The organism is Salipiger sp. (assembly GCF_059781815.1).
Genome location: NZ_JBYNAH010000027.1, coordinates 1 through 13,288 on the forward strand (window position 1 = coordinate 1; position 13,288 = coordinate 13,288).

Sequence of the window (13,288 nt, forward strand, 5' to 3'; positions counted from 1 at the left end):
TCATCATGACCCAGCTGCACGCCGGCGGGAAGTTCGACCAGAACTCCTACAAGGTCTCCGGCGGTCTGCACGGCGTTGGCGTTTCGGTGGTGAACGCGCTGTCGGTGTGGCTCGAGCTGCGCATCTGGCGCAACGGTAAGGAGCACTACGCCAAGTTCTCCCATGGCGAGACGGTCGAGCATCTGCGCGTCGTCGGCGATGCCGAGGGCGAGCAGGGCACCGAGGTGCGCTTCCTCGCCTCGACCGACACCTTCTCCAACCTCGAATACGATTTCGCGACGCTGGAAAAGCGCCTGCGCGAGCTCGCCTTCCTGAACTCCGGCGTGCGCATCATCCTCGAAGACGAGCGCCCGGCCGAGCCACTGCACACCGAGCTGCATTACGAGGGCGGCGTGAAGGAGTTCGTGAAGTATCTCGACCGCTCCAAGCAGCCGATGATGCCCGAACCGATCTACATGACCGGCGAGAAGGACGGCATCGGCGTCGAGGTCGCGATGTGGTGGAACGACAGCTACAACGAGATGGTGCTGCCCTTCACCAACAACATCCCGCAGCGCGACGGCGGCACCCACCTCGCCGGCTTCCGCGGCGCGCTGACCCGCACGCTCACCCGCTACGCTACCGACAGTGGCATCGCCAAGAAGGAGAAGGTCAGCTTCACCGGCGACGACGCCCGCGAAGGCCTGACCTGCGTGCTCTCGGTGAAGGTGCCCGATCCCAAGTTCTCGAGCCAGACCAAGGACAAGCTGGTCTCCTCCGAGGTCCGCCCGGCGGTCGAGAACCTGGTCAACGAGAAGCTGACCGAGTGGTTCGAGGAGCACCCGAACGAGGCCAAGATGGTGGTCGGCAAGATCGTCGAGGCGGCGCTCGCCCGCGAGGCCGCGCGCAAGGCCCGCGAGCTGACCCGCCGCAAGAACCCGATGGACGTCAACTTCCTCGCCGGCAAGCTCAAGGACTGCTCCGAGAAGGATCCGTCCAAGACCGAGCTGTTCATCGTCGAGGGTGACTCCGCCGGCGGCTCGGCCCAGACCGGCCGCGACCGGGGCACGCAGGCGATCCTGCCGCTCAAGGGTAAGATCCTCAATGTCGAGCGCGCGCGCTTCGACCGGATGCTCGGCAGCCAGGAGATCGGCAACCTGGTGATGGCGCTCGGTACCGGCATCGGCCGCGACGAGTTCAACATCGACAAGCTGCGCTATCACAAGATCATCCTGATGACCGACGCCGACGTTGACGGCGCCCACATCCGGACCCTGCTGCTCACCTTCTTCTACCGGCAGATGCCGGAGCTGATCGAGGGCGGCTATCTCTACATCGCGCAGCCGCCGCTCTACAAAGTGGCGCGCGGACGGTCTGAGGTCTACGTCAAGGACCAGGCGGCGCTCGATGACTACCTGATCCAGCAGGGCGTCGATGGTGCGCACCTGACGCTCGGCAATGGCGAGGTGATCACCGGGCAGGATCTGGTCCGGGTGATCGACGAGGCACGCCAGCTCAAGCGCGTGCTCGACGCCTTCCCGACGCATTACCCGCGCCACATCCTCGAGCAGGCCGCCGTGGCCGGGGCCTTCGTGCCCGGCGCGGTCGAGAGCGACCTGCAGGGCGTGGCCGACAAGGTGGCCCAGCGGCTCGACCTGATCGCGCTGGAATATGAGAAGGGCTGGCAGGGCCGCATCACCCAGGATCGCGGTATCCGTCTGGCGCGCATTCTGCGCGGCGTCGAAGAGGTCCGCACGCTCGACGGCCCGATGCTGCGCTCGGGCGAGGCGCGCAAGACCGGCAGCTTCACGCAGGCGCTGCAAACCGTCTACGCCACCCCCGCGATGCTCGACCGCAAGGATCGCCGTCAGGCAATCTACGGCCCGCTGGGCCTGCTCGAGGCGATCCTCGAAGAGGGCGAGAAGGGCCTGTCGCTGCAGCGCTACAAGGGTCTGGGTGAGATGAACCCGGGCCAGCTCTGGGAAACCACGCTCGATCCCGACGCCCGCACCCTGTTGCAGGTCCGCATCGACGACATGACCGAGGCCGACGACATCTTCACCAAGTTGATGGGCGATGTGGTCGAACCGCGCCGCGAGTTCATCCAGCAGAACGCGCTCAGCGTCGAAAACCTCGATTTCTAAAGCGCTTGGGGGCGCGCTGGACACTGTGCGCCCCCCGCCTTCCTGTCGCGCCATCGCGGCCACTCCCCCGCAGCACATTCAGACGACACCAAAGTTTCCGACGCGCGACGACTGGTCTTGCGCCGCCGGTGGTTGCGCTGTGCCTTGGTCCCGCCAGACCCAACCGGCGATAAATCGCGGACCTTTCCGGCGCGCGCGTGCTCTGGGTTGCATTTGTGTCCTGCCCCATGTGCTATGGCTGTATCAGGATCGTATCGCAGGAGGCTGGCCCGTTGCTTCTGAAGACACTCCGTTTCGCACGTTCCGCCGCGCTTTGTCTTATCGTATCGGCATTGCTTTCGACGCAGGCGGCGGCCCAGAGCGCCGCGGTGCCCGGCTGGCTGCAGGCGCATGTGGGGACCGGCGAAGGCCAGATCGCTCCGGTCGTGCTGCAGCGGGCCCGTGCCCTTTACCTGAAGAACCGGCAGAGCGGCGGGGTGCGAAATCCCTGCTACCTCGCCATGGACGCGACGCGCCCGAGCACCGCGCGCAATGGAAGCCCCGGCGCGCGCTTTTACGTGATCTGCGAGTCTTCCAAGCATTTTCGCGCGGTGTCATCGGGCTATGGCAACGGGCGAAAGCTGCAGCGCGCCGATTTCTCGAACGGACGGCAATGCGCCAAGAACTTCAGCAACGCCGAAGGCTCCAAGCTGACGATGGGGGGCGCCTATCTCACCGCGGAGACGAGAACCTCCTTCAAGGGCTACGTCAGCCGCTCCGGCAAGCGCACGCCGTTCTACCGGACGTTCCTGCTGTTTGACGGCAAGGGCGATACCGAGAACGCCCGAGAGCGCGCCATCGGCGGCCATCCGGCGGTCTTCGTGAAGTGGCAGTGTCGGTTCAAGAATCCGCAGAGCCCGCATGCGGACGATGAGGGCTACGTGCCCTTCGGCAATCTGGTGAATTACACCGGCGGGCGGAGCAACGGCTGCACGACCTGGTCGCCCGCGGTGTCCGAGGACATCCTCGGGCTGGTGGAGGGCAATCCGACGACCCTCTACATCTACCCCGAATCCGGCGATATCAACGCGGTGGCCAACGCGGTCAGGGCGGGGACCGCGCCGTTGAAGGCCGGGCTTTACTGGAATGCGGCCTGTCTGAGCGCCATCGGTGCTCCGAAATTCTGGCCGAAGGCCACGCTGCAGCCGGTTATCGACAGATGGCGCCAGTCGCTCCCGAAGCAGACGCCGGGGGTGCTGCCGATCTGCAAGTGAGGGCCGGGCGTCTGCGCCATGCGCCCGCCGCCGCGAACTGCGCACAGGCGCGCCCGATGGACGCGCCTTTCGGGCGTCGCGATCAGGATGCCTCGATCTCGGCCTCGGCGCCTTGGCGGGCGATGCTGCCGGCAATCAGGGCCGGGGTGTCGGCCCAGGCGATGAAGGGCGGCAGCACCGGTCCTTCGAAGCCGGCCGCCGCCAGCGCCGCAGGGACGTCGTCTTCCATGTGACCCGATTGCTGCGCGAAATAGGGCAGGCAGATCGCCTGACCGAGCCCCTGCGCAACGTCCTTGAGGAACGGTGGCTGTTCGATGAACCCGGTGCGCGTGGCGGTGAAGCCAAGGCCGGAATGCAGCGCCCGGGCGAAGCTGTAGGCGCTGTCGGCGCTCGTGCGCGACACCGCGCTGCCATGGGCCGCAACGACCAACGCGGTCTCCGACGCGGTCCATCCCTGCCGGGCGAGCTGCGCACGCAGTTCGTTCTGGGCGCATCCCACGAGCCCGGGTTCGACTCCGAACGGTTCGAGCATCCGAACCCCGAGTTCGCGCGCCTTCTTGGCCAGCACCTGGCCGGTGAACCAGCCTCGCGCCATGAAGAACGGATAGATCAGCGGCCTCCCCAGTTCGCTGATCACTTCCTCGAGCCGGCCTTTCGAAGCCAGCGTGGCGCTGCCGATGCGCCAGCCTTCCATATTGGCCTCGACACGGTCGGCCAGAGCCCGAAGGGCGGTTTCCTGAGAGTCGGGATCGGACGGGCTGCCATGCGCAACGAGAACGGCGCTGCGCGGAACGGGGCTGTGAGCCATGTTCTGTCGTGTTCCTTTGTAACGTGAGTCCGGCAGACCCTCCTCCGATCTGCCAGTGAGGCATTGATCCTAGTTGATTCGATCCCTCCCGTCGCCCCGAAGCACGTGAATTTTCCGCGAGATGGCAAAGCCTGCCTTTTCGCTGGGCATCGGAACCGCGCCCGCTTCGACACGTTGAACAACGGTTTCAATCGGAGGTCACGGTGCCTGCCATCCGCAAAGTCTGCGTCATCCTGAACGAACGCTCCGGCGATCATGCCGAGGGCGACCGTCGGGCACGGATCTCCGCGCTGCTCGATCAGGCCGGAATAGAGTCGAAAATCGCCGTTCCGAGCGGCATGGTCGACATGGTCGCCTTCGCGCGGCGCTCGCTCGAACAGAGCGGTGCCGGGATGCTGGTTGCGGCGGGCGGCGACGGCACCATCGCGGCGGTGGCGGCGGCGAGCCACGACGCGGGGGTTCCGATGGGAGTGATCCCGCAGGGCACCTTCAATTACTTTGCGCGCGGCCTCGATATCCCCGAGGAAATGCAGGGCGCGATCGAGGTGCTCGCCACGGGCCGTCTTCACGACATGCCGCTCGGCGAGGTGAACGGCGAGGTGTTTCTCAACAACGCCAGTCTCGGGGTCTATCCGCTGATCCTGCACCGCCGCGAGAGCATCTACAACCGCTGGGGCCGGTCGCGGCTGGCGGCCTACTGGTCCGTCCTGCTGGCGCTGACCGGCTTCCGGCGCCCGCTCAAGCTGCGCCTGTCGCTCGACGGGCGCGAGGTCCGGATGCGCACGTCCCTCGCATTCGTCGCCAACAGCGCCTACCAGCTCGAGCGCTTCAACCTCGACGGCGCCGATGCGATCCGGGACGGGCGCTTTGCCCTGTTCACCGCCAAGGGAGAGCGCAGCGTCGACCTGGTGCGGACGGCGCTGAAACTGGCGGGTGGCGCGGCGCAGAAAGGCTCGGATTTCGACCTCGCGACGGCGCGGGAGATCACCATCGAAACCGGGCGCAAGCGCACGCTTGTGGCGCGGGATGGCGAAAAAGCCCTTATGCAGACGCCGATCCGCATCCGCTTGCGCGACCGGCCGCTGCAGGTGATGGTGCCGCAGGACCACCCGAGCGCATGACCCGTATCGTCCATATCTCCGATCTGCATTTCGGCCGCACCGATGCCGAACTGCTCGACCCGCTGGTCGCGGCGGTGAACGCGGCGCGGGCGGATCTGGTCGCCGTGACGGGGGATTTCACCCAGCGCGCCCGGGTCGGCCAGTATCGCGACGCGCGCGCCTTCCTCGACCGGTTCGAGGCGCCCTGGCTCGCGGTTCCCGGCAATCACGACATCTCGCTCGACAATCTCTGGCTGCGCTTCATGCGGCCTTTCAGGCGATATAGAGACTATATCTGCAATGATCTCTTTCCGCTTCACCGCGGCGACGGCTTTGTCGCCGTGGGGCTCAACACGGTCGATCAGTACCGCTGGCAGCGCGGCCGGATCCGCTGGCGGCAGATGCGCAACGCCTGCAAGATCTTCTCCGACAGCGACGAAGCGATCCGCGTGGTGCTGGCGCATCACCCGTTCGAGCAGGATGAAGACGTGAAAAAGAGCCTGATGCCGAAAGCCGAGAAGGCCATCGAGCAACTTGCGGGCTGTGGCGCGCATCTGGTGCTTTCGGGCCATCTGCATCGCTGGCGGGCAGAGCCCTTCCTGTCGCGCAAGCATGGGGCGCAGGTGCTGCAGATCCATGTCGGAACTGGGCTTTCGACCCGTCTGCGCGGTCAGGAAAACGATTTTGCCATTCTCGACCTCAACGAAGGCGAGGCGACGGTGACGCGGATGGTCGCCCGCGCGGAGCAGTTCGTTCCCGCCGGGACGCGCAGCTTCCGGTTCGGCGACGGCGGCTGGCGCGAACATCACGACGCGAGGTCACGGGGAACCGGGGCGCTGCGCTAGGGGTTTGTCTGCAAAGACATTTCAGGAGGCCCTCGGATGAGCAGACCAGATGCCGACGAGAAAGACGCCAGCCACCCGCCTCACGAGGTGCGCGCAGGGCCCGGAGATGCGGGTGCCAGCGATCGGCCGGTTCACCTCGAAGAGACGCCGCAGGATCGCCGAGAGGGCCACCGCGCAACCAAGCTGTTCCTCTGGCTTGTGGCCACAGGCTTTGCCATCGTCTTTATCCTGAACATCGCCGCGCTGATCTGACGCCCGTAAAACAGGCTCTACATGGCCCCAAGAACGCCGATCGGCACCAGCGCTGCGGTCGCGATGGCGATGCTTCCGAGCAGCGCGAAAAGCCCGTCGCGGGCCAGCATCGCGGTGGCGAGCAGGGTGACCGCGCTGCCCAGCAGCGAAGACGAGAACGGCACGATCTCGAGAAACGGCATCGCCAGTCCGCAGAGCATGCAGAGCAACTGCAGCCACTTGCGCATCGGCGCGGTCATGAAGACGCCGAGCCGATGTTTCGAGTGCTTGTCGATCCAGTTTCCGACACCGCGCATCTTGCGCACCGCCCTGCGCGCCTTGGGACCGTCGATCTTCAGGTTCATCAGCGCATCGGGCAGCCACAGGTGCTTACGCGAGAGCAGCATCTGCCCGGAGATGAAGGCGATGGTCAGGCCGCAGACCGAGGAGAACAGCGGGATCCCCGACAGCGGCGACACGACCAGAAGGGCAGGGACCATCAGCGCGGGAAGGAACGAGCTTTCGCCAAATTCCTCGAACAGATCGCGCAGCATGACATCGTCCCGCTCGACCACGGCATCGAGCCGGTCGACGATCTCGCCCACCGGTTGGGGTCGGTTCTGCGCATCCATGGGTCTCGATCCCTCCTGTGTTTATCTGAAACGTGGTGGCATGGGCCATGGTTCCGCCATCGCGTCAATGAGTTAGGGGTGTCCGCGGGAGGTCGGCCTGCAAATGCACCGATTGGTTGTGCCAGCCTAGCGCGAAATACTGCCTCGGCGAAGGAACAAAGGCCCTCGGGCGAAGTTGTCCCGGCATGAAAAGGCCAGCCATCGTCTCCGACACCGTGCTGCGCGCTTCGACGGTGATCATGGCGTCCGGCGTGCTTCTCTTTGGGCTCAAGGTTGCCCAGGACATCTTTGCGCCGCTGACGCTGGCCATCGTGACCGGGGTGATATTCGCTCCGCTCGCGGACCGGCTCGAACGGCTTGGCCTGCCACGCGGAGCGGTGGCGATGGGGCTGATCGTCGGTATCTTCTTCGCCCTCGCCGCGCTGGCCTACCTGATCGAACCCTACATCACGGCGGTGATCGACCGCCTGCCGTCGATCAAGTACGAGATCCGCAAGCTGATGTTCGAATATCAGGGTCTGATTCAGGGCATCGACGAGATGAACAAGGAGGTCGAGGCCGCTCTCGGCAATGGCGGCGGCAGCAAGGAGGCGACCGACATGCCCGGCCTGACCGATGCCATGTTCCTCGCCCCGGTCATCCTCGCCCAGATGCTGGTCTTTCTCGGTGGGCTGTTCTTCTTCCTGCTGACCCGCAACGAGATCTATCGCTACATCTCGGCCAAGATCGGCACCGGTATGGACACGCCCAAGATCCTCGAGCGTTTCTGCGACGCCGAGGCGATGGTCTCGCGCTATTTCGCCGCCATTTCGGTGGTCAATGCGGGGCTCGGCATCGCCGTCGGAACGCTGCTGATGCTGATCGGTCTGCCCGGCGCCGTGGTCTGGGGCATCGCTGCGATGCTGCTGAATTTCGTGCTCTATCTCGGTCCGGCGGCGCTGGCCGCGGGCCTCCTGCTCGCCGGCGTGGTGAACTATGACGGGCTGATGACCTTCGCCCCGATGGCGATTTACCTCTGTTGCAACATGACCGAGGCGCAATTCGTCACGCCCTCGCTCATCGGCAAGCACGTCCAGATCAACCCGTTCCTCGTGTTCGTCTCGCTGGTGTTCTGGCTTTGGCTCTGGGGGCCGCTGGGCGGCATCGTGGCGATCCCCGTCACGCTGATCCTGCTGCGCCTCTTCGACATCCTCGGCGACACCTCCGCTTCTGCCAAGCCGATCTTCGGGCAGGCCTGACAGCGCCGATCATGATGCCTCAGCAAACCGCCGGGCTGCGCGTCCGGCGGTTTTTTCGTGCCCGTCGCGGCAAGGAAAAAACCCCGCTCTCCGGGAAGAGAGCGGGGTGGGGGACAGGTGCGGGCCGATTGGGATAGTCGGGACAGGGACACGGCCCGCGAAGGGACAGGACGAAACAGGCGTCCTTGAGAACAGAACGCGGCTTGCCGGGAGTGGTTCCGCGAGGGTCAGGAAATTTCAGTGTTTTTTTGGCGCCGCTTGTCGAGCTCGGCGTTCAGCTGCGCGCCGAGCAGCGTCACCAGCGCGCTGACATAGAACCACAGCAGCAGCGCCACCACCGCGCCGAGCGAGCCGTAGACCTCGTTCAGCCGGTCGACATTGCGCATGTAGATGGTCAGCAGCACTGAGCCCGCCGCCCATGACAGCAGCGCCAGCAGCGCGCCGGGGGTGAACCAGCGCATGCGCTTGCGGCGCCGGTTGGGGCCGTAGCGGTAGAGCAGGGCGATGGCGAAGAACACCACCGCCAGCAGGATCAGCCATTTCACCGCGCTGACCGCGATCTCGACATGCATCGGCAGGCCGATGAAGGCGATGGCGGCGGGCAGGATGACGACGGCGGCGAAGGCCACCAGCGCCACGAAGACCAGCAGCACGGTGAGCAGGAAGGCCACCACGATGCGCCTGATGGCGTTCTCGCGATGCGGCGTTTCGCTGACCGCGTTGAGGCCGCGGATCAATGCCGCGATCGAGGCGCGCGACGACCAGATTGCCACCACGATCGAGATGATCGAGGCCCATTGCAGGGTCGAACGATTGGCCGAGATCAGCTGCGTGATCTGGGTCTCGAGCAGGGTGTAGGCCTGCTCGGGCATCATCTCGCGCATCAGCTCCATCTGTTCCGAGATCGCCACCGGGTCGGCCCAGTAGCCCCAGATCGCGATCACTGCCGAAATCGCCGGAAACAGCGAGAGGAAGGCGTAGAACGCCACCCCGGCCGAGATCAGACCGAGGTTGCGCTCGTCCATGCGCTGCCAGGTGCCCCAGAGCGCGTGAAGCCAGTCGTGCAGGCTGAGCTTCTCGGCACGCGGGCGTGGGGCTGGCGCGGTATCGGTCGTGGCGTCGGTCATGGGGGAAGCTTGTGCGTGTTTCGCCGGGAGCGTCAATCGCCGCCGTGCCAAGGGCCGGTTTTCCGGCTGTCGGCGCGGCAAATTCGTCTCTCAACCGCTTCTTAAGCCGAATCCGCGACATCCTTGGGCGAGCCGTTCCAGAAAGGATGCGCTGCCGTGCTTGTCTCCGTTCGCCTGTTTGCCCCTCTGCTGATCGTCGCCGCCGTGCTGGTGGGCGCTTCGCCGGGGCAGGGCGCGCCGCAATGGGGCGTCGCGCGCGGGCCGGTGCGGGTGGTCGGGGACGATGGCGGCGGGCAGTTGCGGCCCCGGCTGGCCGAGGTCCGGGCGTTGCGGGCGCGGGGCGTCCGGGTCGAGATCCGGGGCAATTACTGCCTGTCGTCCTGCACGCTCTATCTCGGGGCCGGGGATGTCTGCGTCAGCCCGGGGACGGAATTCGGCTTTCATGGCCCGGTCTATCTCTACGAGCCGATCCGCTACGACCGCTTTGACTACTGGTCGCGGCGGATGGCGGCGCATTACCCGCCGCAGCTGCGCGACTGGTTCCTGACCAGCGCGCGCTTCGTCACCCATGGCTACGTGACCCGCAGCGGCGCGGATCTCATCCGCATGGGCGTGCCGCGCTGCCGCGGCTGACACCGCCGGGCCGAAATCGCTCAGCCGTCGTTCGGGCTGGCCTCTCCGGTCTCGTCGTTGGCCTCCGGCTCCGCGCTCTCGACCGGTGTCGCGGTGGTCAGCACGCCGTTGATCCAGTTGCCGGAGGCTTCCTCTCCGGTGGCATAGCGAAGAACACCCTGACCCTGGCGCTTGCCGTCCCGGAAGGTGCCCTCATAGACGTCGCCATTGGCGTAGGTGGCGATCCCCTCGCCCTCGAACGCGCCGTTCATCCACTGGCCGGTGTAGCGGAACCCGTCGGGCATGACGATCTCGCCCTGCCCGTGGCGCTGATCCTCGCGGAAATCGCCGGTATAGATGGCGCCGTCGGCATAGGTCGCCTTGCCCTGCCCGTGGCGCTGGTTGTCCTGCCAGTCGCCCTCGTAGACGTAACCGTCGGGATAGGTGATCTTGCCCTGCCCGTTGTAGCGGGCATTGCTGAAGGCGCCCTCGTAGACCACGCCGTTGGGATAGGCCGCCCGGCCATTGCCCTCGATCACGCCGTCGACCCAGTCGCCTTCGTAGGTCGAGCCGTCGGGATAGGTGGTCTTGCCGCGCCCGTTGGCGAGGTCGCCGCGGATCTCGCCCTCGTAGACCGAGCCGTCGGGATAGACCACGCGGCCCTCGCCCTCGATCTGGCCGGCCACCCAGTTGCCCTCGAGCCGGTAGCCGTCGGCGCCGGTGAAGCTGCCATAGCCCTGGCGCTGGTCGTTGTTGAACTCGCCCTCGTAGACGTCGCCGTTGGCATAGGTCTCCTTGCCCTGCCCCTCGCGGCGGCCATCGACCAGCTCGCCCTCGTAGACATCGCCGTTGGGCAGGCTGAGCTTGCCCTGGCCGTCCTGCTGGCCGTCGCGCCACATGCCCTCGTAGACCAGCCCGTCGGCCATCTTGAGCGTGCCCTGGCCCGAGCGCTTGCCGTTGGCGACCCGGCCCTCATAGACCGAACCGTCGGGATAGGTGATCAGCGCGTTGCCCTCTTCGACACCGTTCACCCAATCGCCCTCGTAGCGGTAGCCGTCCGGGGTGGTCATCACGCCGCGCCCGTGGTGCAGGGCGTTGCGGAACGAGCCCTCGTAGCGGGCGCCGTTGGCATAGCGGATCACGCCCTTGCCGGTGATCTTGCCGTCGAGCCACGAGCCCTCGTAGACGCTGCCGTCGCCGAGCACGATGCGGCCCACGCCCTCGGGCTTGCCCTTGGCGAACTGGCCCTCGTAGACCGCGCCGCTGGGATAGCGGGCGGTGCCGTCGCCGGTGATCTCGCCCTCGACCCAGTCGCCGGAATACTCGAACCCGTTGGGCAGGCGGTAGGTCCCGGTGCCGTGGCGCAGCCCGTCCTGGAAGGTGCCCTCATAGACCCCGCCATCGTCGAACTGCTTGGTGATGATCTCGTCGCTGTCCTGCGCCAGCGCGGTTCCGGCGAACGCCAGAATGGCGGCGACGGCAGCGAGTTTTCTGCCTGCGCGTATCATGTCTTGTTCCCTGCCGGATGGCCCCTCTTCGTCTGCCCGAACCGTATCCAAGCCCCTGCAACGTGACAATCTCTTTTGCCCGGCCCGCTTTCCCTCCGGCGTGGTTCTGCTATGTCGGCACGAGGATGTGACTGAAAGGAACAGGGCACATGGCCGATCGCTTCCGCCTGACCATCGCGCAGCTGAACCCGATCATGGGGGACCTTGCGGGCAACGCCGCACAGGCGAAGGACGCCTGGGAACAGGGCAAGGCCGCCGGCGCCGACATGGTGGCGCTGCCCGAGATGTTCATCGCGGGCTACAACGCGCAGGACCTGCCGATGAAGCACGCCTTCACGCTCGACTGCATGGCGGCGGTCAAGGCGCTTGCGGAGGAGTGCGCCGACGGCCCCACGCTGGGCATCGGCTGTCCGTGGGTCGAGGGCACCGAGCTTTTCAACGCCTACATCATCTGTCGCGGCGGCAAGATGGTGACGCAAGTCTTCAAGCATCACCTGCCCAACTACAACGTCTTCGACGAGCTGCGGATCTTCGACAGCGGCCCGATCGGCGGCCCCTACGCGGTGGGCAACACCCGCATCGGCTCGCCGATCTGCGAGGATGCCTGGTACGAGGATGTGGCCGAGACGCTGGCCGAGACCGGGGCCGAGTTCCTGCTGGTCCCCAACGGCTCGCCCTATTTCCGCAACAAGTACGAGACCCGGCTCAACAAGATGATTGCCCGCGTGGTCGAGACCGGGCTGCCGCTGATCTACCTCAACATGGTGGGCGGGCAGGACGACCAGATCTTCGACGGCGGCTCCTTCGTGCTGAACCCGCACGGCGCGGTGGCGATGCAGCTTCCCGTCTTCGAGACGGCCATCGCCCATGTCGATCTCGAGCGTACCGAGGATGGCTGGCGCGCGCTCGAGGGCGATTTCACCACCCATCCCGACGCCATGGAGCAGGATTACCACGCGATGGTGCTGGCGCTGCGCGACTATTGCCGCAAGACCGGCTTCGGCAAGGTGCTGCTGGGGATGTCGGGCGGGGTCGACTCGGCGCTGGTGGCGACCATCGCGGTGGATGCGCTGGGCCCGGAGAACGTGCGCTGCGTGATGCTGCCCTCGGAATACACCTCCGAGCATTCGCTCGAGGATGCCAAGGCCTGCGCCGAAAACCTCGGCTGCCACTACGATTTCGTGCCGATCAGTCGGGGCCGCGACGCCATCACCGAAACGCTGGCGCCGCTCTTCGAGGGCCGTCCCGCCGATCTGACCGAAGAGAACATCCAGTCGCGCCTGCGCGGGCTGCTGCTGATGGCGATGTCGAACAAGTTCGGCGAGATGCTCCTGACCACCGGCAATAAGTCGGAGGTCGCGGTGGGCTATGCCACGATCTATGGCGACATGGCGGGCGGCTACAATCCGATCAAGGATCTCTACAAGACCCGGGTCTTCGACATCTGCCGCTGGCGCAACGCCAACCCGCGGCCGTGGATGATGGGCCCCGAGGCGGCGCCGATCCCCGAGCGCATCATCACCAAGCCGCCCTCGGCCGAGCTGCGCCCCGACCAGAAGGACAGCGACTCGCTGCCCGATTACCCGGTGCTCGACGGTATCCTGCAGATCCTCGTCGACGAGGACGGCTCGATCGCCGATTGCGTCGCGGCGGGATATGACCGGGCCGATGCCAAGAAGGTCGAGCACCTGCTCTACATCTCGGAATACAAGCGCTTCCAGTCGGCCCCCGGCGCGCGCCTGTCGAAGCGGGCCTTCTGGCTCGACCGGCGCTATCCCATCGTCAACCGCTGGCGCGACCCGAGCTGATCC

12 protein-coding genes are annotated in these 13,288 nt (G+C 66.1%); 8 read left to right on the forward strand and 4 right to left on the reverse strand.

The window, feature by feature from the left end:
- On the forward strand, positions 1-2,123 hold a 2,123-nt coding region (locus tag AC6RA4_RS04945; protein WP_500157975.1), incomplete at its 5' end, for a DNA gyrase subunit B.
- A 272-nt stretch (positions 2,124-2,395) separates the two neighbouring features.
- The gene (locus AC6RA4_RS04950; protein WP_500157977.1) at positions 2,396-3,376 is read left to right on the forward strand and encodes a hypothetical protein; all 981 of its coding nucleotides are present in this window, start codon (positions 2,396-2,398) and stop codon (positions 3,374-3,376) included.
- 82 nt (positions 3,377-3,458) lie between these two features.
- Here AC6RA4_RS04950 and AC6RA4_RS04955 read toward each other — a convergent pair whose 3' ends face one another.
- Positions 3,459-4,184 carry a CbiX/SirB N-terminal domain-containing protein gene (locus AC6RA4_RS04955; RefSeq protein ID WP_500157979.1) on the reverse strand — a complete coding sequence of 242 codons (726 nt, stop codon included), beginning with the start codon at positions 4,182-4,184 and terminating at the stop codon, positions 3,459-3,461.
- Between the two features lie 203 nt (positions 4,185-4,387).
- Between AC6RA4_RS04955 and AC6RA4_RS04960 the strand changes: the two genes are divergently transcribed.
- From AC6RA4_RS04960 to AC6RA4_RS04970, 3 genes are read left to right on the forward strand one after another with little or no spacing between them, the layout of a single operon-like run.
- Positions 4,388-5,305, forward strand: a complete 918-nt coding sequence (locus tag AC6RA4_RS04960) for a diacylglycerol/lipid kinase family protein (RefSeq protein ID WP_500157981.1) — start codon at positions 4,388-4,390, stop codon at positions 5,303-5,305.
- Positions 5,302-6,129, forward strand: coding sequence for a metallophosphoesterase family protein (locus AC6RA4_RS04965; protein WP_500157983.1), 828 nt, complete (start codon positions 5,302-5,304; stop codon positions 6,127-6,129). Before AC6RA4_RS04960 ends, AC6RA4_RS04965 begins: the two co-directional genes overlap by 4 nt.
- A gap of 36 nt (positions 6,130-6,165) precedes the next feature.
- Positions 6,166-6,381 (forward strand): hypothetical protein, encoded by a 216-nt coding sequence (locus tag AC6RA4_RS04970; RefSeq protein WP_500157985.1) that lies wholly within the window; start codon positions 6,166-6,168, stop codon positions 6,379-6,381.
- Between the two features lie 17 nt (positions 6,382-6,398).
- Here AC6RA4_RS04970 and AC6RA4_RS04975 read toward each other — a convergent pair whose 3' ends face one another.
- Positions 6,399-6,992, reverse strand: coding sequence for an exopolysaccharide biosynthesis protein (locus tag AC6RA4_RS04975; protein ID WP_500157987.1), 594 nt, complete (start codon positions 6,990-6,992; stop codon positions 6,399-6,401).
- Positions 6,993-7,177: 185 nt separating this feature from the next.
- On the opposite strand from AC6RA4_RS04975, the gene AC6RA4_RS04980 reads away from it, so the two are divergent.
- Positions 7,178-8,230 (forward strand): AI-2E family transporter, encoded by a 1,053-nt coding sequence (locus AC6RA4_RS04980; RefSeq protein WP_500157989.1) that lies wholly within the window; start codon positions 7,178-7,180, stop codon positions 8,228-8,230.
- Positions 8,231-8,457: 227 nt separating this feature from the next.
- Here AC6RA4_RS04980 and AC6RA4_RS04985 read toward each other — a convergent pair whose 3' ends face one another.
- The gene (locus AC6RA4_RS04985) at positions 8,458-9,357 is read right to left on the reverse strand and encodes a YihY/virulence factor BrkB family protein (protein ID WP_500157991.1); all 900 of its coding nucleotides are present in this window, start codon (positions 9,355-9,357) and stop codon (positions 8,458-8,460) included.
- A 156-nt stretch (positions 9,358-9,513) separates the two neighbouring features.
- Between AC6RA4_RS04985 and AC6RA4_RS04990 the strand changes: the two genes are divergently transcribed.
- Positions 9,514-9,990 (forward strand): hypothetical protein, encoded by a 477-nt coding sequence (locus tag AC6RA4_RS04990; RefSeq protein ID WP_500157993.1) that lies wholly within the window; start codon positions 9,514-9,516, stop codon positions 9,988-9,990.
- Positions 9,991-10,010: 20 nt separating this feature from the next.
- Here AC6RA4_RS04990 and AC6RA4_RS04995 read toward each other — a convergent pair whose 3' ends face one another.
- The gene (locus AC6RA4_RS04995; RefSeq protein ID WP_500157995.1) at positions 10,011-11,477 is read right to left on the reverse strand and encodes an MORN repeat-containing protein; all 1,467 of its coding nucleotides are present in this window, start codon (positions 11,475-11,477) and stop codon (positions 10,011-10,013) included.
- A gap of 149 nt (positions 11,478-11,626) precedes the next feature.
- On the opposite strand from AC6RA4_RS04995, the gene AC6RA4_RS05000 reads away from it, so the two are divergent.
- Complete coding sequence (locus tag AC6RA4_RS05000; RefSeq protein WP_500157997.1) at positions 11,627-13,285, forward strand: NAD+ synthase; 1,659 nt, start codon at positions 11,627-11,629, stop codon at positions 13,283-13,285.
- The last annotated feature ends 3 nt before the right edge of the window (positions 13,286-13,288 follow it).